The organism is Pseudomonas sp. GW821-FHT09E04, from assembly GCF_059416185.1.
The window spans coordinates 72,167-95,562 of sequence record NZ_JBWKOR010000003.1 but is presented as its reverse complement, the minus strand read 5'-3'; the positions used below and the strand labels follow the sequence as shown (position 1 = coordinate 95,562).

General features: G+C 60.7%; 19 protein-coding genes. 1 reads left to right on the top strand and 18 read right to left on the bottom strand.

The genetic code is table 11. The features are described from left to right. From AC07N4_RS11765 to AC07N4_RS11680, 18 genes are all read right to left on the bottom strand, one after another. Entirely contained in the window at positions 1–1,347 is a 1,347-nt protein-coding gene (locus tag AC07N4_RS11765) for an ATP-binding protein (RefSeq protein ID WP_493066199.1), read from the bottom strand. Further along, positions 1,323–1,988, bottom strand: coding sequence for a response regulator (locus AC07N4_RS11760; RefSeq protein ID WP_096820631.1), 666 nt, complete (start codon positions 1,986–1,988; stop codon positions 1,323–1,325). Before AC07N4_RS11760 ends, AC07N4_RS11765 begins: the two co-directional genes overlap by 25 nt. A gap of 86 nt (positions 1,989–2,074) precedes the next feature. Then, on the bottom strand, positions 2,075–2,512 hold the full coding sequence (locus tag AC07N4_RS11755) for a hypothetical protein (RefSeq protein ID WP_102622160.1): 438 nt from the start codon (positions 2,510–2,512) through the stop codon (positions 2,075–2,077). Positions 2,513–2,540: 28 nt separating this feature from the next. Further along, the gene (locus tag AC07N4_RS11750) at positions 2,541–3,305 is read right to left on the bottom strand and encodes a COG4705 family protein (protein WP_096820633.1); all 765 of its coding nucleotides are present in this window, start codon (positions 3,303–3,305) and stop codon (positions 2,541–2,543) included. Positions 3,306–3,404: 99 nt separating this feature from the next. Further along, on the bottom strand, positions 3,405–4,055 hold the full coding sequence (locus tag AC07N4_RS11745; RefSeq protein ID WP_493066200.1) for a 4'-phosphopantetheinyl transferase family protein: 651 nt from the start codon (positions 4,053–4,055) through the stop codon (positions 3,405–3,407). Further along, positions 4,052–10,198 carry an amino acid adenylation domain-containing protein gene (locus tag AC07N4_RS11740; RefSeq protein ID WP_493066201.1) on the bottom strand — a complete coding sequence of 2,049 codons (6,147 nt, stop codon included), beginning with the start codon at positions 10,196–10,198 and terminating at the stop codon, positions 4,052–4,054. Before AC07N4_RS11740 ends, AC07N4_RS11745 begins: the two co-directional genes overlap by 4 nt. Beyond that, positions 10,195–11,397: an ATP-grasp domain-containing protein gene (locus tag AC07N4_RS11735; RefSeq protein WP_493066202.1), complete on the bottom strand. Its 1,203-nt coding sequence runs from the start codon at positions 11,395–11,397 to the stop codon at positions 10,195–10,197. Before AC07N4_RS11735 ends, AC07N4_RS11740 begins: the two co-directional genes overlap by 4 nt. A gap of 86 nt (positions 11,398–11,483) precedes the next feature. Further along, the gene (locus tag AC07N4_RS11730; protein WP_493066203.1) at positions 11,484–12,467 is read right to left on the bottom strand and encodes a cysteine peptidase family C39 domain-containing protein; all 984 of its coding nucleotides are present in this window, start codon (positions 12,465–12,467) and stop codon (positions 11,484–11,486) included. Beyond that, positions 12,464–13,864 (bottom strand): MATE family efflux transporter, encoded by a 1,401-nt coding sequence (locus AC07N4_RS11725; RefSeq protein ID WP_493066204.1) that lies wholly within the window; start codon positions 13,862–13,864, stop codon positions 12,464–12,466. Before AC07N4_RS11725 ends, AC07N4_RS11730 begins: the two co-directional genes overlap by 4 nt. Next, entirely contained in the window at positions 13,848–14,753 is a 906-nt protein-coding gene (locus AC07N4_RS11720; RefSeq protein WP_273541385.1) for a class-II aminoacyl-tRNA synthetase family protein, read from the bottom strand. The genes AC07N4_RS11725 and AC07N4_RS11720 overlap by 17 nt, the downstream gene beginning before the upstream one ends. A gap of 5 nt (positions 14,754–14,758) precedes the next feature. Next, positions 14,759–15,016: a phosphopantetheine-binding protein gene (locus tag AC07N4_RS11715; RefSeq protein WP_096820639.1), complete on the bottom strand. Its 258-nt coding sequence runs from the start codon at positions 15,014–15,016 to the stop codon at positions 14,759–14,761. Beyond that, on the bottom strand, positions 15,004–16,755 hold the full coding sequence (locus AC07N4_RS11710) for a carbamoyltransferase family protein (protein ID WP_493066205.1): 1,752 nt from the start codon (positions 16,753–16,755) through the stop codon (positions 15,004–15,006). The genes AC07N4_RS11715 and AC07N4_RS11710 overlap by 13 nt, the downstream gene beginning before the upstream one ends. Then, positions 16,752–17,930, bottom strand: coding sequence for a beta-ketoacyl synthase N-terminal-like domain-containing protein (locus tag AC07N4_RS11705; protein WP_493066206.1), 1,179 nt, complete (start codon positions 17,928–17,930; stop codon positions 16,752–16,754). The genes AC07N4_RS11710 and AC07N4_RS11705 overlap by 4 nt, the downstream gene beginning before the upstream one ends. Continuing rightward, positions 17,927–18,661, bottom strand: coding sequence for a hypothetical protein (locus AC07N4_RS11700; protein ID WP_102622168.1), 735 nt, complete (start codon positions 18,659–18,661; stop codon positions 17,927–17,929). Before AC07N4_RS11700 ends, AC07N4_RS11705 begins: the two co-directional genes overlap by 4 nt. Then, positions 18,654–19,517 carry a hypothetical protein gene (locus AC07N4_RS11695; RefSeq protein ID WP_493066207.1) on the bottom strand — a complete coding sequence of 288 codons (864 nt, stop codon included), beginning with the start codon at positions 19,515–19,517 and terminating at the stop codon, positions 18,654–18,656. The genes AC07N4_RS11700 and AC07N4_RS11695 overlap by 8 nt, the downstream gene beginning before the upstream one ends. Before the next feature lie 139 nt (positions 19,518–19,656). After that, positions 19,657–19,890, bottom strand: coding sequence for an acyl carrier protein (locus tag AC07N4_RS11690; protein WP_096820644.1), 234 nt, complete (start codon positions 19,888–19,890; stop codon positions 19,657–19,659). A 52-nt stretch (positions 19,891–19,942) separates the two neighbouring features. Then, a complete protein-coding gene (locus AC07N4_RS11685; RefSeq protein WP_493066208.1) occupies positions 19,943–20,698 on the bottom strand; it encodes a hypothetical protein in 756 nt (251 codons plus the stop codon). 74 nt (positions 20,699–20,772) lie between these two features. Next, complete coding sequence (locus tag AC07N4_RS11680; protein ID WP_273538080.1) at positions 20,773–21,456, bottom strand: SDR family oxidoreductase; 684 nt, start codon at positions 21,454–21,456, stop codon at positions 20,773–20,775. Positions 21,457–22,177: 721 nt separating this feature from the next. Here AC07N4_RS11680 and AC07N4_RS11675 point away from each other — a divergent pair. Then, the gene (locus tag AC07N4_RS11675) at positions 22,178–23,284 is read left to right on the top strand and encodes an alkene reductase (RefSeq protein ID WP_102622171.1); all 1,107 of its coding nucleotides are present in this window, start codon (positions 22,178–22,180) and stop codon (positions 23,282–23,284) included. Positions 23,285–23,396 lie beyond the last annotated feature (112 nt).

The window sequence follows — 23,396 nt, the reverse complement described above, 5'->3', positions numbered from 1 at the left end:
TCAGGGCTGATCGATGCTGACGGTGACACACAGTCCGCTGTTTTCGTTGACGTCGGTAAACCCCAGATCAACCTTGAGCCCCGTGCGATCGGCAATCGCCTTGACGATGGACAAACCCAGCCCCGAGCCCGACTCATCGGTGCCCAGGCTGCGATAGAACGGGTCGAAGACACGCGCCTGTTCTTCCACGGCAATCCCCGGGCCGGTATCGCTGACTTGCAGGACGACCGTCGCTTGCTCCCGTTTGACCGAGAGGTCGATACGCCCGCCGGGCGGGGTGTAGCGGATGGCGTTGTCCACCAGGTTGCGGATCAGGATCAGCAGGTCGGTTTCGTTGATGCTGACCTGCACGTCCTCGCTGCTTTCGACGCCGATATCGATATTCTTGCGGTCCGCCAGCGGCAGCAGGTCTTCCAGAATCCGCCGATAGATGTGCAGGACTGAAACGGTGCTCGGCGCTGCACTTGAATTTGACTGCGCGGCGGCCAGGCTCAGCAGTTGATCGATCAGGTTCCTGCTGCGCTCTATGCCCCGGGACAACGGCAACAGGCGTTCGCGGGCGGCTGCCGGCATTTCCGTGGCGGCCAGTCGTTCGGCCTGCAGGGACAGGGCGGTCATGGGCGAGCGCAGTTCGTGGGCCGCATCGGCGACGAAGCGCCGCTGGTTGTCCACGGACTGGGCGACGCGGCCGAGCAGGCGGTTGATGGCCACCACAAACGGCCGGATCTCGCTCGGCACATGGCTTTCGTCGATCGGGTGCAGGGCTTGTTCGTCACGCTGGTCGATATCGGCCGAGAGCATGGCGATGGGGCGGAACATCTTGCGCACCAGATCGCCGACCACCAGCAACAGCACCGGAAACAGGATCAGAAACGGCAGCAGACTGCGCCAGGCGCTTTCGCGGGCCTCCTTGTCGCGCACGCCGGTTTCCTGGGCGACGACGATGCGCTCGCCTCGGGCCGTGGTTTTGACCAGCACGCGGAAGTCTTCACCGGTCACCTTCAAGGTCGACAGGCCATCGGACAGGGTCGTGGGGAAGGGCAGTGGCAGCAGGGCGTCGTCGTTGCCGACCGCTTGGCTGCCGTCGGCCAGGTATTGCACGATCACCCGGGATTCTTCGTTGTCGTCCACGGCCTGAGCGGCGGGGTAGTGCAGGGTCATTTGCTGGCGGTCGAACAGGGCCGCCACCTGGCGCAAGGACTCGTCCTGCATTTCGTGGGCCTCGTCCAGCGCCGAGACGAAGGCGAAAACCGCCGCCAGCAGCGCGACGATCAGGATGGCCAGCGACAGCGTGACCGACAGCCGCAGTTGCACCGAATCCCTCAGGCGCCTTTTGAAACCATCCATCCCATTCCCCTGACGTTCTTGATGACGTGACTGCCGAGTTTGCGTCGCAGGGCGTGAATCAGAAACTCCACCGCGTTGCTTTCCACTTCGTTGCCCCAGCCATAGAGCCGGTCTTCCAGTTCACTGCGCGAGAGGATCGCCCCCGGCCGGATCAACAGGGCCTGCAACAGGGCGAACTCGCGGCTGGACAATTGCACCTCCGCGTTTTCCGCAGTGGTGGCTTGTTTGGACACCAGGTCCAGCGACACCACGCCATTGTCGAGCAACGACAGGGCGCTGCCACCCTTGCGCCGCAACACTGCACGCATCCGCGCCAGCAGTTCGGCCATGTCGAAAGGTTTGAGCAAGTAATCGTCGGCGCCGCCATCGAGGCCACGCAGGCGATCGTCGAGACCGTCCCGGGCGGTGATGATCAGCAACGGCACCGGGTTGTTGCGAGCGCGAATGCTGTCGAGCACGTCCAGTCCGTCCTTGCCGGGCAAGCCGAGGTCCAGCAACACCAGGTCGTAGTGCTGGGTGTCCAGCGTGGCCAGTGCGGTGAGCCCGTTTTTCACCCAGTCAGTGGCGTAACTGGCGTCGTTCAGCGCACCCTGGATGGCATCGCCGATCATCGGATCGTCTTCGACCAGTAATATCCGCATGACCCGCTCCCCAAAAAAATAGCGCGACGGGCTGGGCCGTCGCGCTTGTATTGAAGCATCTGTGCAAGAGTTTGTCCGGCCCCGGATCAGGCGTTGCCCTTCAGCGAGTCAAAGGCTTTGAGCAACTCGTCCATCCGCGCCTTGCAGTCTTTCTGCTGCGGGGCGCTGGCACGCAAGGTGTCGAGCGAGCGGTCGATAGCCTTGTCCAGCATGTGCCAGTCCCCGGCGGCACGCGGCTTGATCCCGGCTTCGGCCGAGTCCCAGGCAGTTTCCAGATCCTTGATCCGGGTCTTGGCGCCGGGCAGATCGTTTTTGTCGACGAGGGCGGCTACATCGGCCGCAATCGTGCGGAACTCGGACAGATCACCCAGTTTTGAAGCGGCCTGGCCTTGTGTGCTGACTGCACCTGCAGCGGCGTTTGCAGCAGGCTTGTCTGCCGGTTTCGAGCAGCCGGCAGCAATGCTCAGCAGGCAGATGGACGAGACGATGGCGACGTGACGAATGAGGTTTTGAATCTGGCGCATGACGATTCCTTGATGAACAGTTGAAGGTTTATTCAGTGATTGCTTTGCGATTGCCGGTGCTGATCTGCGCGGCCGTCACCAGCAGGACGATGACGCAGAGGAAAATCGCGCTGGTCCAGGTCGCGCCCATGCCGAGGCCACCGTAGGTTTTGGCCTGAGTCAGCAAGTCGCCGAGGGATGCGCCGAAGGGGCGGGTCAGGATGTAGGCGATCCAGAACGTCAGCACCGTGTTGCCGCCCAATCGCCAGGCAATGAAGGTGGCGGCGATCAGTGCACCGAAGATGACGGCACCGACGGTGAAGCCCAGGCCCAGCGCTTCGGTCGCCAGGTCGCCGGCGGCCGTGCCGAGGGCAAAGGTGCAGAGCACCGTGGCCCAATAGAACAGTTCTCGACGCGGGGTGACGATTTCGCGGATCGACAGGCTGCGTTCCGTCCGGTACCAGACCAGGAAATTCACCACCAGCAATACGGAGAACACAGCGGTGCTGGTGTAGAGGCTGACGTCCAGCATGTCGGTCAGGATGTCGGTGATCTGCGTGCCGACGATGCTCACCAGCACCACGGTCAGCCAGTAGATCCAGGGTGTGTAGGCTTTGGTACGCAATTGACCGAACAGCGCAATGGCCAGCAGCGCGGCCATGCCGAGGCTGGTCGGGCCCGCGCCGAAGCCGGCATCGACGGCCAGAAAGTCGGCACCGGTTTCACCCACGGTCGTGGACAGGATCTTGATCACCCAGAAGGACAGCGTCACTTCGGGTACTTTGTTGAGCCAGTCGGCTATGGCGGGTTTCATGGGTGGGATGCCTCTCCTGAGCAGCGCTGGAAGTGCGCAGGGGAGAAGGTACGGAACGAAACTTAGCTGAGCCTGAGGACGGAACCTTGCGGTCTTGTTTCAGCGCTCGCGCAAGGCGACGGCACTGTAGACGCGCTGATCATCAAACGTGTATCGAACATCCACCGTGAAGGGGGCGAGGCAGGATTCCAGATCGGGCGCCAGGCTGTGGATTGCGCAGTGTCCCGGTTCGGCCAACAGTTCCACGATCAGGTCACCGGCACGCACGTGGCGTTGGCAGAAGGAGAAGATGGCTTTGTAGAACGCCTCCTTGATGCTGAACTGCAATGTGCCTTCGCAGAAACCCTGTGTCGCGAAGTCTTTTGTCGGAGAACGGCCCAGCACCCGTCGATATAACGGCGCCTCCAACGGTCGGTTGCTCTGGGCATCAATGCCCAGGGCTGCGATGTGTCGCTTGAGGGCGAGGGCCGCCGCGCAGTAGTTTTCGGTGTGCGAGATGCTTCCGCAGACACCGGGCGGGAACAGCGGTTCGCCCCCGGAACCCTTGCCGATTGGCAGGCCCGGGAATCCGAGGTGTATGAGCGCTGCGCGGGCGCAATTGCGTCCGGCAGTGTATTCGCGAAGGCGCTGCCGGTTCATCCCGACCGTCAATCCGCGTTCCGCTTCGAGCAGGCCCGCAGACCACATAGCGCGGTCGCGGGCCTCGACGATGCAGCAATCTTCCCCGAGCAAGGTCGTAAAGCCCGTCATGCCCGGTCCAGCTCAACCGGCCGTGTGAGCGGCGATGGTTGCAGTTCCTCCTTTATCAACGCACCGAGCGTTTCGACTTGCGGGGTCGTGAGCATGGACATGTGGTCGCCGGGGACATCCTGCAACTCGGGTACCTGGAGCAGGAGTTGCTGGCAGACACGCACAAATCCCGCTCGCAGTTTTTGCCGCAGGTTGGCGTCTTGCGCCAGAAAGACGGCAACCCTTCCACTGAACCTGCCGTCGGGTACATAGCCGGCGAAAATCTGGCAATGCTGCCTGTAGAGCTCTTGAGCGGCGGTTCGTAACTGATGTTGCAATGCGTGGCTGCCCGGATCTTCCTCGGTGGATTCCAGCCATTCGGGAAGCGCATCCGGTTGTGCGCACAGTCCTGCCTGCTCTTCCAGTACTCGCGGGTCGATCAATGTGGCATCCAGCAGGATCAGCCGTACGGTTTTTGATTGCTGTTCCAGCAAGCGTGCCGTCTCAAAAGCGATCGTGCCCCCGAAGGAGTGTCCCAACAGCGTGATCGGTTCCTCGCTCCCACGGTTGAGGATCGCGTTCGCGTAACGATTGGCGAGTTCCTGGACGCCGAGCAGGTGCTCGCCGTCGCGGTAGGTCTCGAAGGGCTCCAGCGCATGGAAGTTGCACGTTGACGCCAGTGCTCTGGCCAACTGGAAATAGGCAATGCCATGCATCCCGCAGCCCGAGAACCCATAGACGTCGGGCAAGCCCGGTTGCTCGAACCAGCGTGTGATTTTGACCTCCCGGGAATCGCTCACGGTGCTCTGCTGATCCAGGAAGCGGCTCAGCGCCTCGACGGTCTGGTGATCGAAGAACGTGCGCAAGGACAGTTGGCGGTCGAATTCGCGGTTGATACGCACCAGACAACGAATCGCCAACATCGAATTCCCGCCCAGTGCGAAAAAGTTGTCGTGCACAGACACCTGTTCGACCTGCAGGACCTGGACCCAGATGGCGGCCAGTCGATGTTGGGTGGCGGTTTGGGTGGCGACGCTGACCGTCTCGCCCGAGGTGGGTGGGGGCAGGCGGCTGCGATCGATCTTGCCGCTGACGTTCAGTGGCAATTGCTCCAGAAACACCCAGGCGCTCGGCACCATGTAGTCCGGCATGACGCGTTGCAACTGCAGTTTCAGGGCATCACGCTGCAGCGTCTGTCCAGGGCGCGGGACGACGTAGGCAACCAGTTTACGGGTGGCGGGATCGTCCCCGTGCGCGGTGACGATCGCCTGCCTTACGCAAGGACAACGTCTCAAGGCGGCCTCGATCTCGCCCAGTTCGATCCGCAACCCACGGATTTTCACTTGGAAATCGATACGGTCGAGGTAGATCAGGCGCCCATCGGGCAATTGGCGCGCCAGATCTCCCGTGCGGTACATGCGACTGTCCGGCGGGCCGAACGGGTCGGGCAGGAACCGTTCTGCGGTGAGGTCAGGACGATTGATGTAGCCCCGCGCCAGGCCATCGCCAGCGATGTGGATTTCCCCTGTGCAGCCCACTGGAACCGGATTCAGATAGCGATCCAGTACATACAGGCGAGTATTTTCCACGGGGCCGCCGAGGGTGGGGGACTGGCCAGCAACGATGTGCGCGCGACTGGAGTAGATGGTGGTTTCGGTGGGGCCATAGAGGTTCCAGACACGGCGGGCGAAGGTACGCATGCCGTCAGCCAACGCATCGTCCATGGCTTCACCGCCACTCATGGCGGTGTCCAGAGTCAGCTCGACCTGGCTGTCGATCAACATGCGCCACGTGGCGGGTGTCGCCTGCAGGACTGTTACGCCGTATTCGTTGGCCAGTCGCGCCAGGGCCATCGGATCAGAAGTGTCTTGCTTGCTGGCGAGCAGGATCCGGGCTCCGCTGATCAGCGGGAGATAGACCTCAACGGCAAAGATATCGAAGGCGGCCGAGGTCACGCTCAGCCAGACGTCCGAAGCCGTCAGCCCCGGTGCGGCCTGCATGGCCGCAAGCAGATTGCTCAGGGCCCGGTGTTCGATCTGCACGCCTTTTGGACGCCCCGTCGAACCTGAGGTGAACAGGCAGTAAGCCAGGTGTTGCTGACCGACCTCGATCTGTGGATCGGTCAACGGCTGGCCTAGAAGGGTCTCCCGATCCCGGTCCAGGCAGATCGTCGGCAGCGCACTGTCAGGCAAGTGTCCGCGCAGATTGTCACAGGTGAGAATCAACCCGACTCCGGCGTCATCCAGCATGGTTGCGATCCGCTGCGCGGGATACATCGAGTCCAGCGGCAGATAAGCCCCTCCGGCCTTGAGAATGGCCAGCAGACTGCTGATCAACCGGGGGCCGCGTTCAACCAGTAGCGCCACGACGGTTTCCGCTCCCACCCCTTGCGCGCGCAAGTGCCAGGCCAACTGGTTGGCCTGACGGTTGAGGGTCGCGTAGCTCCATGCCTGCCCTTCAAAAATCAGCGCAGTGGCCTCAGGGGTTCGTTGGACCTGTTCTTCAAAACGCTGGAACGCCGGCAATTGCTGTGCGGCACTGAGTACTGTGGCATTTCGGGTCAGCGATAGCGAAGGGCAGTCCATCGGGGCCAGAGGCAACGTGTCGATCGGTGCCTCGGGAGTGTGTGCGAGGGCTTTCAGGATGGCCTCGAAGTGCCGTGTCAGGTGCGCCATCGTCTCGACGTCGAATTGATTGGCGTCGTATTCCAGACGGCCTTCGAGCGCGGTCTGAGCTGAATATGCCAGCAGCTTCAGGTCACAGCCGAGGCTCTGAGTCCGGGGCGAATCGGATTCTCCTCGTTCGAACATGACGGGCAGGTGTTCAACGGTCGGGTGATCACCTTGTCGGGCCAGTTCTGCCAGCACACCTGCAAAATCCGCATCGGGATTCTGCTCGGCCTGTGCATGGGCTTCACTTGTCAGAGACACCACCGCTGCAAGGCTGAGTCCGCTGCGAAGGCGGGTGCGCAGAAGCCGTGTATCGACCAGGTTGCCGACACCGCCTTCTGCTTTGCCAGGGTGGCGACGCATCGGGGTGTAACCGAGGCAGATCTCGTCCTGTTGGCTGTAGCGATACAACAAAGTGTTGAATGCCGCGATCAACGTAATATCGAGTGTCGTGCCATGGTGTGCGGCCAGGCGTTCGATGGGCTCAAGCGTTGAGGGCTCGATACGCCAGGCGGCTACGCCGCGCTGACGTGGCCGGGAGGAAGGCGAAACACCGGTTCGAGGCAGCTCCAGGGTCCATGAGCGCTGAGGCGCTGGCGGGCGGGTGATCGACGTTTCGGTGGGGGCCGTGGCGGGTTCTTCCCGTTGCAGCCAGTCCGGAGGCGGCAATGCCTTGCGGTCGACCTTGCCATTGAGGTTCAGCGGCAGGCGCTGCAGCGCTATCCAGGTGTCGGGCACCATATAGTCGGGCAAGCCGTGACGCAGGGTGCGGCTCAGTCGTTCGGGGTCGAGTGTGTGCTGGTCGGCGCAAACGAGGTACGCCACCAGCCGTTTTTCGCCCGGGGAAACGTCCAGCGCGATGACCACCGCTTCGCGGATCCCGTCGCAGGCCAGCAGTTGATTCTCGATTTCCCCCAGTTCGATGCGGTGCCCGCGAATCTTCACCTGGAAATCGATACGGCCGATGAAGTCGAGTGTGCCGTCGGCGCGGCGGCGTCCCAGGTCGCCGGTCTTGTACATCCGGCTGCCGACAGGGCCGAAGGGATTCGCGATGAATTTTTGCTCAGTCAGCTCCGGACGTTTGAGATAACCCTGTCCGACGCCGATCCCGGCGATATGGATTTCGCCAGCCACGCCATCCGGGGCGAGATGCAGTTGTTCGTCCAGCACATACACCTGAACACCAGGAATGGCCTGGCCCAATGGCATTTCTGCAGCGACTGCGGTCGATTGCAGGTCTTGCCTGCACCAAGTCGCAACGTCCGAACACTCGGTCGGCCCGTAAGAGTTGACCAGGGTCAGCGGCCTGCCTCGCAATTGCTCGATCAGCGAGCGGTCGACCGGTTCGCCACCCAGTACCAGCGTGCGCAGGCTGGCGGTTCGGGGCGAGGCGGCAAAGGCCCGGAACGCGGACGGCGCGCAGTTGAGCCAGGTCGGGCGATAGGCCGTGAGGGCCTTCAGGAAACCGCCGGCATTGGCAGGCGAATGGGCCGGAATCATGAGGCATGCACCGGCGCACAAAGGGCCAAGAATGTTCTTCTGGGTGAGGTCGAAACCGATCGAGCTGGCGAGCATCACCCTGTCGTCGGCAGACATCTGCAAACCGTCGCGGACATACCATTGCACCAGGTTGGCAAACCCCCGGTGATAGTTGAGTGCACCCTTGGGACGTCCCGTGGAACCCGAGGTGTAGATGCAATACGCCAGATCGTCCATCGCCACGGGCCATTGCGGGTCCGTCGAGTCGAACGCGGCGAATTGTTCGGGCTCCTCCACGGCGATCGACTCCACCGATTGACCCTCGAAGCGATCCTGCAAATGACGGGAGGTCAGTACCGTTCGAACAGCCGTGTCTTGCAGGATGAAATGGATTCGCTCATCCGGATTGTCCGGGTCGATGGGCAGATAGGCACCCCCGGCCTTGAGCACCGCCAGAATGGCGACGACCATTTGTGGGCTGCGCTCAATGCAGATGCCCACCAGTGCGTTGCGGCTGACACCGGCAGCACGCAATCGCCCGGCCAACTGATTGGCCTGGACATTGAGTGCCCGGTAGCTCAAACGGGTGTCCTGGAAAACCAGTGCGACAGCGTCCGGAGCACGGCGCACCTGTGCTTCAAACCAGCGATGTACAGGCAGGCAAGGGGCAAGTGGCATGTCATCCCCGGCGCACGCGAGCTTCACAGGCGCGAGCAAGTCACTGACGGCGGCGCCCGGATCACTCAGGGAGGCGGACAGAATCCGTTGGTAGTCTCCGGCGAGTGCCGCGACATCGGAGGGGGTGAAAAGCATGTCGTCGAACTCGAACACGGTGTCAAAACCACTGTCGGTTTCGACGATTGCCAGGTTCATTTCGAAGGCGGCGGTGATGTTGGTGCTGGGTAGCAGCTCGAACGTGCAATCGCCGACCTGCACGGGCAGCCGTTGTACGGAGGCATGGTTGAGAAAGATCCGGAACAGCCCGCCCGAGCCGGCTTCCTGGCCCAGACGCAGGTGGCCGACCAGTTCGTGAAACGCCAGATGGCGATGCATCATGGCGCGCAACACTCGCGCCCGAACATGCTGCAACAGCCCGGAAAACGACACTCCGCGCGTCAGGCGCAGCCGCAGCGGAACCACGTTGACGAACAATCCGGTCAGGTCTTTCTGGTCGGCGTTGTCACGGGTGGACAGCGGCATGCCAAAGATCATGTCTTCGGCGCCGGTGTGCCGATGAAGCAGCAGCGCGCAGACGGCCATGTGGACCATGAACGGTGTGAACGTGCCGGGACCGGTCAACGCCCGCAATTGCCCGGTGGTTGTCGGTGTCAGTGTGTTGACCACGTCGCGGGCCTTGCGCGCGCGTTGTCCGCTGGCAGGCCTGGCACAAGGGAAACGCTGGGGGGCAGGGCGATCGGCCAGTTCCGTGAGCCAGTAACCCAGCGAATCCGATGGGGTGGTGGTCTTTTGGCGATTCACGTACTCGCTGTAGGACAGCGGCAGAGGGGACGCTGTATCGGTCCCGCCGGTGATTGCCGTGTAACGGGCCAACAGATCGCGCCACAGAATCTCGATCGAGCTGCCATCGAAAACCAGATGATGGATGACGAACAGCAACACATGCTGCTCGGGCCCGGTTCGCAGCAGCACACAACGCAACAGCGGACCACGGCTGATATCCATCGGCCTTTTCAGCAACGCATCGATGCGCGCGGCAAGGGTATCGCGCTCGCCGTCGGCGATCACCACGTGCTCGAGGGTGGCGTCGAGGGTACCGGAAATGATCTGGCGGGGAGTTTCTCCCTCCAGTACAAACCGCGCGCGCAGGTTGTCGTGGCGCTGTACCAGCCAATCGATGGCTTGCTGCAAGGCCGGGATATCGAGTGGGCCATCAATCGATACACGCACCGGAATGTTGTGGGAGGTGGCGGCCTGATTGACCTGTTCGCTGATCCATAGACCTACCTGAGTGTCGAGCAGCGGCAATGAGCAGTCGTTGGGAAGGGTCGGGTTCATGAGGCTTGTGTCTCGACTTCACAGGTTTCCAGCCAATCGAAAATCTGCAGTGCGCGATCCTTGGATTCGCAGGTGAAAAAGGCCGTCAGCACGGTTTCCAGGGCCACCGGAGGCGCCATGACGAACTCGCCGTTGCTGCGGTGCTGGATGATGGTGCCGGCGCCCATTTCGCGGCATTGCGCGACCGTTTTTTCGATGGATTTCAGCACGCCGCTTTTCTTGACGCTGAAGTCGTACTCCAGGCCGATGCGGCGCTGCGGCAGATCCAGTTTCAGTTGCGGCGTATTCAGTTTGAGGTCGACGTCATAGACATCCAGCCCGAGGCAGATGTCCATCAGATAACGGGACGAGATGCCGCCACCGGAAATTCTCGGGGCCAGTTCCAGGATGTAGACCCGCTGGTCGGGCGTGATGCGAAACTCGGCGTGGAAGGGCGACTGATCCAGCCCGACGGCCGCAATGATCCGGCGCAGCGCAACCAGGAAAGGCTCACCCGCCTGCATGTCGAACGGTCTGGAAATCTGGGCGTTTTCGTGGAATGTCGGGCCTTCCAGACGTGGGTATTTATGGTGCAGCAGCAGGGGAGTGATTTCGCCATCCAGCACATAGCCATCCACCGAGAACTCTTCACCGTCTATGTACTCTTCAATCAGGATCTGCGAGCCGCCACGCTGGCTGGTCATCAATGAGCAGACCCGACGGGTCAGCGTCAGCGCCTTGTTGAACGCGGCCTGGTCATCGACCCGGATCACCCCGGCGCTGTAGAAGCCGTTGGAGGGTTTGAGCACGACCGGCAGATTCAGCGACGCCTCGACCTGCTGCCATGCCTGCTGTGCGCTCACATCCTGAGGCAGGCACAGATAGCGTGAAATGAAATCGGCGGTCGCGGGGACCGACTTGAAGGCCGCTTTGTCTGTCAGCGCGAAAATGGCGTCCGGATCGCGCGCGGGCAGCCCGAAGAGGCGCTTGAGGACATCCACCTGAACCTGGAACCCGTCGTTGAATGAGACGACATGGTCGAACCGTTGCCCGGCGCCGACGGCCTCCAGTGCCGCGGACAACTGTTGTTCCCAGGCGCTCTTTTCGTTCTGCAGCAGTGCGGGCGGTACGAAACAGACGATATCTCTGTCGTGTTCGCGGCAATACGCAACATAATCCTGAAGGTCACTTTCACGGCCAAGGGCCAGAATCTGCATCATCTTTCCATCTCTGAATACAAAGTCATCGGGCGAGACGGCGCCATTCGACGCGCCGGTCCGGTCGGTTGAAATCGCACCTGTTCCGTTCAGGTGTTGTGGAGCGAGTCATGCAGCGTTTGCCACAGCTCCAGCGTGAGGGACTCGATCACGTCGAAACGATCCTCCAGACGCACGAGGATCAACGGTGAGTGGGTTGCCTCGAACTTGAGTGCCAGCACCGACAGCGCCCGCCAGTGGTTGATCAGCGTCTGGGTCAAGGTCGTTATCGACCCCTGGCAGTCTGCGCGCTGCAGCGATTGCGCGAGCAAGGTCAGCCCGGGAATCACGTAAAGCACCACAATGTGATCGAACAGTCGGCGTGCGGCCGTTGCACCGGTTTCCGGCACGTCGCGAAAACGCGACATGCACAGGGCTCGATAAGCCGGAAGGGCACCGCGGTAGGTATCGTTGGTGAGAAATGAACAGGCCTGACGGTACAGACTGGCTCGCACATCGAAGTCGACGGGCCGCCCGGCAGGCTGCATCACGACAAAATGGCCCATGTGGTCGTAGGTTTCGGTGCGTACCCGATCGGTGATTGCCGTCGCGAACGCTTCGATCGGCAGCCAGGCTTCGCAGCCGTGGGGTTCGCGATCGACGATCAGTGAGTCGAAGATCCTTACATGGGTGGCGGCGTCGTTCATGCCGATCACCAGCACCGCATGCAGATAACCCGGTTTACTGCTGTAGACCGGGGCGTAGTCCAGATACGCGGAATTGACCCACACAACGATTCCGGGGTATTCGCCGAGCAGGGCCTGGAGTTGCGCTACCCAGTCTGAAGCAATGGGCACCCGTGTCACCTGGACACCCAACGCCTTGCAGGCGCGAAGACCGACGTCCTCGACGGCGAACGTGTATTCCGGCATACCCCATTCATCCAGGCCGGCGCGCAGGAGGTAACCGTCACCGGCCTCCAGCAACTGCGCCTCGTGGAGCGCGACACCGCTGCGGCCGGACAACTGCGCCAGGCTTCCGGTGAAGCAATTGATGGCCAGGGGGGCGAAGCGCACGACTTCATTCAGGTTCACAGGGCGCCCTCCGTGGCGGGATGATGATTGACCTGCAGGCGGTTTTCGGCACCTCGTACGGCTTTGGCGATCCGCCAGAAGTAAATGAGCCCGATGGCGAGTTCGAATATCGAACCGATGATCCAGCAGGTCACCAGCGACGAGGGATCATCGCGATTGCCCATGGCGACGTAATAGATCAGCGGGATGCTCATGAACCACATCAGCACCAGCCGCACGATCAGGGAAAACCGGGCCATCCCGATGCTCTCGAGAACAGCGGCGCCGGTCATCGAAAAAGCAAAGGCACCGGAAAACGTCCACAGGACGCGCTGGGTATCGATGGCCAGGTCGATGATTTCCTGGTTATGCCCCAGGTCGCCAAAAGCCTTGAGCAAGACTTGCGGCATCGTCACCTGGACGGTGGACACCAGCAGGACGTAGATCAACTCAATGACCACGGTCACCCGCACAATCGTCGCCAGCTCGGCATATTGCTGTTTTCCTGCCGCCGTGGCGCACAGGATGCTGCAGCCGATGCCCAGCCCGATGATCGGGATGATGCCCAGGTAGTTGATCGTCAAGTTGACGTTGTTGGCCGCCAGCGCACTGGCGCCCAGTACCGCAACGATCCAGATGAACGCCGTGTTGCCGAGTTGATCCACCCCCGCCGACAAACCGCTGGGTACGCCTCGGCGCAGCCGGAAAGCCAGGCGACTCCACAGGTGTTCACTGCGGGCGATGAAGATATTCATCAGCTCGCGCCAGACCTCGCGCGGCAGCATGAGCGCGTAGCAGCCCAGCATGGACAACGTACCGATCAGGGTCCCGATAGCCGCACCGGCCATGCCCATTTCGGGCAGCCCGAACTTTCCGAACACCAGGCCCACGGTAAAGATCGAGTCGACCACCTGACCGACAATGCCGACCATCAGTGTTTCACGGGTGCGTCCCACGCCATTGAAGAAGGATGACAACGCCGTATTGATCGCCATCACGCCACCGAAAATCGCGGCCCAGAGCATGTACTGCGACTCAAGGCTGACGATTTGCGCGGGACGCGAGCTCAACTGCGGAATCAACGCAATCAGCGGGGCGGCCATGAACAGCAGCGCACCGCAGGCCAGTCCGAGGAATAATCCCAGCGCCCCTTCACCCCGGGCTTCTTCGATGCCCGAGCGGCCGTTTGCCTGGGCAACGAACGAGCGTGAAACCCCGACGGTGCTGCAGAAGAACGCGATGATCGCCATGCTGGTAAAGACCGCCGGCCCCGATGCCGCCAGCGTATCCGGTGAGTAATGCGCCAGGCATAACCGGTCGACGAGCATCATCAGCAGGTTGCCGACCATTGTCCCCATCAACGGAAACGAGACGACGGCGATACGTTTGGCCACCGCGGCGTCAAACCAGCGCTGCATGCTCGAACTCCTTTGTCCGTTGGCCGGCAGGCTGATCATCGAGTACCTCGTGCAAGTGAGCAAGCAGGCGGTCGGGGTCGCCGATCTGGGCAAGCAAAGACAGCAGCAGGCGTTCCATGCCGAAGGCTACGCAGGCTGAGTGCATGGCGGGCTCAGGGGCTTGCGGGCCGATTTTGAATGCCTGCGTGAACAGGTCGCGGTGCAGGTTGCGCGATCCGACGCTGACCTGGCGCTGCGGCCAGGGAATCACCGCTTCGAGCTTGACGCCCATCGCCAGTTGAACCTTGCGGGTCACCTGGGCCGACTCGCCATAAAAGACATCGCTGGCCCGCTCCACGAAGGTCGATGGCACCAGGCGTCTGATCAGTTCCACGCCACTGTCGAACAGCACTTGACACATGTGTTCGACTTGCGACTGCTGGCCCAACAGTACGAACTCACGCATGGTGAAACTGGCCAGGCGTGTCGGCTCGTCGAGCACGGGCTCGTATCGGTGGCAATGGCCCAGCGCCGTGAAGCATTTGAGGTCCCAGCGCTCTGTGCTGCCGGCCAGGTGGGAGAATGTGTGATAGCAAGTCGAGGGGCTCAATACCCAGTCGCCCTCGTGATCCTTTTCAGAGTGATCACTGCACGCATGCGGGCTGGCGGTCATCGGGATGCAGGGCAGCTTGTTGAAAAAACCGATCTTCTCCAGCGCCTGTCGCTCGATCAGCGTCGTGCACGAGTGTGCCGTGGCGCTGATATGGCGGCTCATGGTGTTGATCAGTGCCCGGTCCAGAGCCTCGTAGGCCTGGTGGAGGGTGTCGCAAAAACGGTAGCCGATCAGGCCATTGCCGGAAGCGACGACCGAGAGCAGGCGACGAGCCTGTAAATCCTGCAGTGCGAACATGTCGATTATCCCGCTTGGTTCATCATGGCGATCACGCTGTCGACCAGCGCCTCGCGGCTGTCCAGACAAAATGGCTGCAACGCGGCATCGTCGAAGACGAATTGCAGGCGGTCTTCGATGGCGACCAGCAGCCGCATCTGATCCAGGGAGTCGAATACGATCATGTCCAGCGGCGATGTCGGGCTGACTTGCTTGGCAGTGGCAAGCGTGTGCAGAACTTCATCGACCACTCGGGTCAGGTCCACGTGAGTCAGGGTTTCCATACGATGAATCCTTCCATGTAAAGCGTGTCCAGGGCGATGGAACGGAACGTCGCGAGTGCGACATCCGGCGACATGATCAAAGGCTGGCCCTTGACGTTGAACGACGTGTTGATGGAGCAGCCATGGCCGCACACCTTGCGAACCTGGGTCAGCAGACGCCAGAAGTTCTCGTTGACGTCCTGGCTGACCACCTGGATCCGCGCACTGCCGTCGGCATGTGCCACACCGCTGACGGCAGCCATGGCGTCTTCCCGGACCCGTGCGGTGCAGAGCATGTAGCGGGTCGGCTGCAGTTTTTTCGACTCGAACAACTGATCGCAATCGATGTCCAGAACTGCCGGCGCGAAAGGGCGGAAGGGCTCTCTGAACTTCACCAGGCCATTGATCCTGGCCTTGATTTCATGCCCGTTGGCCCGTCCCAGAATGGAACGATTGCCCAGCGCCCTCGGGCCGAACTCCATGCGTCCGTGAAACCAGGCAATGATCTTGTCCTCGGCGATGTCCTGGGCAGCCCGGGCGAAGTATTCATCCGTCAGCCCTTCGTAACGCCATTTCAGGCTGCCATCCGCCGCGGCGTCGTCGAGTTGCCGGCGTATGTGTTCGACACTGTATTCAGGGCCCAGGTACGGGGAAAACCCGCTGTCCAGCGGCTCACCCTGTTGCGCCGCCAGATAGAGCGCGGCACCCAGTGCGGTTCCATCATCACCTGACGCCGGTTGCACGAAGGCCCGCTCCACCGATGGCAAGTTGCACAGCCGTTCGTTTGCCTTGCAATTGAGAAATGAACCTCCCGCCAGGCACAGCGATGTTTCACCGGTGCGCTCGAGCCAGAAAGCAACGAGTGACTCCAGAAGCGAGGTGAACACGGTCTGCAAGGCCGCGGCAAAGTTGGCGTGCCGGTCACCGAGTGCCTCGTCGCTGGCTCGAGGTGCCAGGTTGAACAGCGTCGCCAGAAACTCCATCGCCGCGGGATAACCTTCCTCCGCCCGGCCGAGTGCCTGGGCGGGCCAGCGGATGTTGATCGAGCCGGTTTTCGCATCGAATTGTGCAAGCTGATTGAAGGCTTCGAGGTACGCCGTACCGTTGCCATAGGCTGCCAGCCCCATGACTTTGTACTCGTCGCTGTTGAAGGCGAACCCCAGGAATCGGGTGCAGATGGAGTAGAGCAGGCCAAGGGAATTCTTGATGGGTTGACCATGCAGTTTCTTGAGCGTGCGGCCTTGTGCCTGGAACACCGTCAATGATTCGACTTCACCCATGCCGTCGGAGACGATGCACAGCGCACGTTCGTAACCGCTGGTGAAATAGGCCGAAGCCGCGTGGGCAATGTGGTGATCCACGGCTTTGAAACGCGGTGCGACATCCTCCCAGCCGGCTTGCTCCAAAGCCTTGATGACGGATTTTGCACTCAGGACTTCATCGAAGGATTCCGCCGACTGGGTGAAAAAGCGTCGGTAGCGGTCATAGTCGAATCCGTGGGCGATCACTTGAACATCACCCGGTTGCAGGTGTGCCGTGCGCAGGCAATAGTCAATCGCGTGAAGGGGCAGTTCACCTGTGCCTTTGTCACCGGTGAAACGTTCTTCGGCCGCTGCCGCAATGACCTTCCCATCAATGATCAGGCAGGCGGCACTGTCCAGGCCCTGACAGATGCGCTCGTCGATTTCCAGCGCTTGAGGGTGAGCGGCGCGATGGGCGCGCTGCGAGTTGGGTAATCCGCTGATTCCGAGAATGATCATGGTTCGATGACCTTGAAAATGGAGATGGCGTTATTGCCGCCAAACCCGAAGGAGTTGTTCTGGATATGCCGTAGCGGGCGAGACAGACCACCCGGTTGGGTGACCAGATCGATCTCGTATTCGAGGCTGTCCGGCTCGATGTGAGTGGGCGGTAACAATTGATGCCGCAGGGACAGGCAGCTCGCCACCGCTCCGATCGCTCCTGCGGTGGCCATCATGTGGCCAACCGTGCCTTTGATCGCGGTCACGGCCGCCGTGGGGTAGGTGTTGGCGAAGATCGTGCTTTCCGTGAGGTCATTGGCGCGGGTTCCGGTGCCATGGGCATAAATTGCGCTGATGTCCCCGGCTTGCAGACCGGCCTGTTGCAGCACCTTCTGGTGGCAGGCGGACACGCCGGCCAGATCCGGGTTGGTCGGATGCGCCGCATCATTGTTGCTCGCGACTGCCAGCAGTTGGGCATAGGGCGTGGACACGACGTCGCTGGCTCGCTGCAGCACCACGAAAGCGCCGCCTTCGCTGATGGTGATGTAGCGCCGGTCACGGGAAAAAGGTTTGCATTGCTGTTCGCCCAGTGCGTTCAGGGTGTAGAACCCTGACCAGACTTTCTTTGAAAAGGCATCTCCACCGCCCACCACGGCGGTGTCGACCGCACCGCTGCGCAGCATGCGCAGTGCGAACTCCAGTGCCACGTTCGCTGAGGCACAGGTGTTGTGGAAGCACAGCGCCGGGCCTTGCGAACCGATGGCTCGCGCAACATTGCGGGCAATCGCGTGGCTGGAATAGGTGTTTTGGCGCCAGCCTTCGTCATCGTCTTCCAGATGCCGGTCGAGGATGTCGGCTTCGGCCTCGTTGTTGCCGACGCACACCAGCGCATGGCGCAGCGCAGCGGATCCGGCAACCAGGCCGGCGTCCGCGATCGCCTGCATTGCCGCGTCCACCGCGTACAGCGAAGAGTCGGGCACGTTCGGCCCGGTGACCTCAGGCGCGCGCTGTTTGAGCAGGGCTTTTTGTGCCGCATCGATACGGCCGGCCATGAAATTCGGCTTCATCCCTGGATAGACCGCCGCCTGGGCGCTGAAATTGGCCTGGCGGTCGATCAGCGCGGTCCAGAACTGTTCGACATCGAGACCAATGGGGGTCACCGCTCCGAGTCCGGAAACGTAGATTGTGTTCAAGGGGTTTTCCTCTTGACAGAAATAGCGTTGTGAATCACCAGCCTCATGCCCTGTTCATCCCAGGCACAGGCATCCCAGGCGAGGAACGAGCCAAAGTGCCGAACGCGTGTTTTCAGATTCAGGGGGGAGGCGGCAACCTCGCGATTCAGATCGATCTGCAGTGCATCAAACCGGGCAAACACGTAGCTGGCCGCCGCGCCACCTGCACGACGCTGCTGCAGCACCAGGGCGAGATTGCCCAGCGCTTCGGTCAGGACCAGCAACGCCGGATCGGCCATCTGCGCCAGGTAGGGGTGCCGTGCAATGACCTGCTGCAGGTCGATGACAGTCTGGGCATGGGTGCCCTCGTCATTCAGATCGATCTGCTCCGGCAGAAACCAGTACAGCGGTTCACGCGCAGGGCTGACGGGTTGTGTCGATCGACATACCTCATCCATGAACGCCGGTGTCTCGATTAGATCGCCGGCGAGCGTCGAAAACGAACAACAAAGGCCGGCGTCGCCATTGATCTGCGTGTGCGGCCCCTCGTTCACGTAAGTGACGGCTTGCCCCGGGCGCACGAACGATTTGAACAGCAGCCGTTCGACAACCGTGGAGGAGGGGGCGGGTCGAGTCGGTTGCTGCAGTTCTCTGAGCAGCAACATCAGGCCCGGCACGATCGGGTCGTTTTCGAAGTGCACCTTGAACACGTCAAGGCCTGGGTCAAAGATTTCGGCTCGGGTGCTATTCATGATGGCGCGAAATCACGATGCTGGCGGCGTTGTCCGTCTGGGCCAGCAGCAGAGCGGCATGCTGGCCGGGCTTCAAGACCTGTACGCCCTCCAGGAAGGCCGCGAATACAAATGCCCGGTTGTATTCATTCGCCGTGGTGTCGTCGGCGTTGTCGTCCGGCGGACACTGAGCGGCCAGCAGCGCCCGGCTGCCGCTGTCGAGAAACAGCCGCGCATCGCCGGGTAACGTCTTGAGCGACTGTTGCGCGTCCTTTTCAAAGCGGATAACCGCGCTGAATTGATTGCCTTGCTTCAGGGCCAGGTAGCTGACTCCTGAGGACACCCGGGTTGCAGAGGGGGCCTGCCGGGCGATGTCATCGAGTGCTTCGGGGCAATAGGTGTCCCCGACAAACACATGACTTTTTGCCTGATCGTGATCTTGCAGGTGAAGCAGGCCGTGAAGCATGGCCAGCGCCGGTGTGAGTACCCCGGCATTCAGGGTCGCATTGCCACCGCCGATGTGCTGGCTGATGTTGATGAAGGTCGAGGCCGAGCTGGTCGTGGCATAGGGAAACTGCTGAGCCGACAGTGCCTTGTGATCGATTTTGGCCTGGCGCTGAAAGCGCAGCATGGCTTCCAGGTTGCCGTACTCGGTGCCCACGATGACGGTTTCATTGTGGGTCGCGTCCGTCGGGATCATGTAACGCGCGGCGAGGTAGAAGCAGATTCGACTGAAGGTGTCGCGGAACCGATCGCCTTTGGCATCGACCCATTCATTGAAGTCTTCGGGCAGCAGTTCAGCGTCGCCAGACGCCGACGGTGCAGGCGGATACAGCGCGTAACGCTCGATCGAAAATTCGAGAGTCGCTGGGTTCATGGGATGCTCCGAGCGGAAATGCGCAAACGCATTTCGATAGAGGCGGAGGCATCGCGAATCCGGCCATGGGCCGAGCGCGATGCCGCCGAGGGTCCAGGGTTGAGCCGGCGGACGCTTTACAGGACCGCCGATTGACGCGTCAGGCCTTGGCGCCCTCGATTTCACGCCACAGCTCGCCAACCGTGCGCGCACGAACCAATGCATCCTCATCCAGCTCTGTGCCGAACTCGCGTTCGACCGACATCACGACATCGATCAGTTTCAACGAATCGATGCCCAGCGCCTGCAACTCTTGGGACTCATCGATGGGATGGGTGGCATCAAGTTCGGCAACAGTTCTCAGGATTTCTACAAAACGGCTATCAACAGGCATGGTCTGGCTCTCTGGTTTTTGTATGAGTCAAATGCGGGGAACGCTGAAGGTGTCAGGACGCAAGCGCGGCGTGGATGTCGCAGACGAATTCCCGTGTATCGAGGATGGCGGCGTTGAATCCTTCCGCGACCTGGTTCGCTTCGATGGAACCGTCGGCGACCAACTGTTCGATGGATTCGCACGTTGCCTTGGCGTGGGCCTCTTCACCGCTTTCATCCATGTGGATGGTGAAAAACTCGTCGCGGGCGATAACGTTCGGAAATTGCCGGATCAGGGCGTTGTGGATCACGGCGATCTGGAAGTCGGCCTCGGTCTCGACGCCCAGGGCGTAACCCAGCGCAAAGCCCAGGTCTGCGCTGTACCCGGCGATCAGTCTGTCGACGAAGCGTTGCGCGGTGTCGGGTCTTTCACCGACGTCGTAACCCAGGCTGCGAACAAAGTTGCTGAACATCGTGGAGTGGCAACTGGGGGTGTTTTCTTCGCGAATGATGCTCTTGATGTAGGCGCGCCAGTTCTCGTTTGTATGAGCTTTCAACGCTGCCGGCAGCACCTTCTTGTTGAAGCCCTGACTTGAACCCCAGTAATACGGTTGCAGGAACGACTCGAACGCACGGGATGACATCTTTCCGTCCAGCAGCGTCAGGTACATCGGATTTTCGATGTGTTCCAGATCCATGATGCCGTGCTTGAGCAACCGGTTCAGCCAGGGCAGGGTCGAAGGATCGTCTCGCGAGGAAATTCGTTCGTGATAGAGCTGATTGGCCGCTGACCGAGCGGTGCCGGGCGCAATACCCTGCGCTGCGGCCAAGGTTGTTTCCATGGTCGTCATTGCGTTTTACCTTCCTTGCGTCAGTGTTTTCCTGGGTGTGGGGTTGCCCGGTTTCAGCTGGCCAACCCACCGTCGAGCGTCAGTGCCGTGCCGGTCAGGTAAGGGGAGTCGAGCGTGGCAATGCAGAAGTGCGCGACGTCAGCGGGCGTGGCCAAGCGCTTGAGCGAAGGCTCTCTGGCCAACAGCGCTTTTTTCTCCTCCGGCAGATGGGCCAGCATTCCACCGTCGACGTAACCTGGCATGACGGTGTAGGCGCGAATGTTGAAACGGCCATAGTCGTGGGCAATGTTCAGGGCCAGGGCATTCAATGCAGCCTTGGAGCAGGAGTAAGGCGCTGCACCAGTTGCTCCACGTACGGCTGCCGTGGAGGAAATGAACTGAAAAATGCCCTTGCGTGCCTTGATGAAGTGGGGGAGTAGGTGGCGGGCTACGCGAGCCGCGCCAAAGACGTTGACATCGAATGCAGCCTGCCAGGCGTCATCATTGAGCGTATGAATCAATCCGTCGCTGGACAGGGCAGGCGCATAGATAACCGCGTCGATCGTCCCGAAATCCGCGATGACCTGCTGGACAGCCGACCGGACGCTTTCATCGGACGTGACGTCCATGAACAGCCCGCTGGTGTCTGCCGAGCGCTTGGTACTGATGACTTGATAGTTGTTGTTTTCCGCCTCGCGGACAATGGCCGCGCCTATTTCACTGGAACCGCCAACTACCAGAAGATTCTTGTTTTGCATATATAAAGCCATAAATTCAGAGGATTAAAAGGCAACCCTTGCACTGCTGAAACCTAAGTTTCAGGACCTCTTCATCAATATCCGGTTTGATGATTTTCTTGCTGTTCTGTCGAGTGGCTTTTGTCGGCAGTACTTGCACTTTCAACAGTGCAATGAGTTGTAACAATTGGTGTGGCGGAGGGACTATGCAGCAAGCTTAAACGGGCTGTCAAGGATCTTGGATCCAAAAAAATCAGCCCATAATGCAAAATAAAAAAATCATATAATGCTAATAAATCCATATAAAACAACGTCTTAATAAATATGTGAATGAATGGCATGCATAAATGAGTTCTATCGATAGAAAAAATAATTCGACTCTTTGAAAGTAGTAAATGAGGGCAGAGCGCCACTATTCGGCTGTTGTTGCACTTTATTAGTGCATTGATAAGGGCGCACAAGATCAAGGATTGAAAACTTCGGGTTCTTCAACTTTCGTGCGGAGTCATCCGGCCTTTGAGCAGAATTTAATAATTAAATTGAGGTTTTGTTTAAAGTCGGTTAGGTCGTTGTCTTTCAGTCATCTGACGGGACAGCACAAGGTGCGTTGTGACAGGTGATCGACAGGCCTGTCCTGCAGAGGATTGCGGAGCAATCAGTCCAGAGAGACTGGATCGTCGGCCCGTTTTTCTCCCGAGACGCCTGGCCTAAGGTGGCCTCCAGATATTTATTGGAGGTCACCATGAATCACCCAACCCTGTTTTCTTCGATCCAGATCGGCCCGCATGCCTTGTCCCACCGCGTGGTCATGGCGCCGTTGACACGCATGCGTTCCGAGCCGGGCGATCTGCCCGGTGCGTTGATGGCTGAATACTATTCGCAGCGTGCCACCGCCGGCGGCCTGATCATTTCCGAAGCCACTGTGGTCTCGACCACCGGCAATGGCTATCTCGGTTCGCCTGGCCTGTACAACGACGCGCAAATTGCTGGCTGGAAAGCCATCACCGATGCGGTTCACGCCAAGGGCGGGCGGATTTTCCTGCAACTGTTTCATGCCGGGCGCCAATCTCACAGCGACATGCAGCCTGACGGCGCACAACCCGTGGCGCCTTCGGCGGTCGAGTACGACGGCGTGGCCTACACCGCCAGCGGCTGGGTCCCGAGCACACCGCATCGTGCCTTGAGCGAGCCGGAAGTCGTGGCGCTGGTGGAGGATTTCCGCCGCGCCTCGGCGCGAGGCCTGGAAGCCGGATTTGATGGCGTGGAAATCCACGGCGCCAACGGTTACCTGATCGACCAGTTTCTGCAGGACGGCAGCAACCGTCGCACCGATGCCTACGGCGGCACGATCGCCAGGCGTGCGCGGTTCCTGATGGACATCACCCGGGCGGTGATTTCGGTCTGGGGTCATGAGCGCGTGGCGGTACGTCTGGGCCCGAGCGGCAATTTCGGCGACATGAAGGACAGCGATCCTGAAGCGCTGTTTGTGTATGTCGCCGAGCAACTGGCCGAGCTGAAGCTGGCGTATCTGCACTTGATCGAACCGCGCGTGCTGGGCAATTCGATCGATGAAAGCAAGGATCAGAACCCGGTGGCGGCGCAGTTGATCCGCCAGCATTACGACGGCGTGATCATCGCGGCGGGCGGTTTCAATGCCGCGTCGGCCGAGCAGATTCTGCAAGCGGGGGATGCCGACCTGGTGGCGTTCGGTCGCGACTTCATCGCCAACCCGGATCTGCCGGAACGCATCCGTCATGACCTGCCGCTCAATGCCTACGACCGTGACACCTTCTACGGTGGCAGTGCGGTCGGGTTTACCGATTATCCGTTTTACCAGCAGAGTGCCTGATCGGTTTCAGCTTCTGCGTTGAAGGTAATACCGCCATCGCGGGCAGGCCCGCTTCCACAGGCGATTGTGGGAGTGGGCCTGCCCGCGATGGCGTTTTTGTTGGCAAGACGTC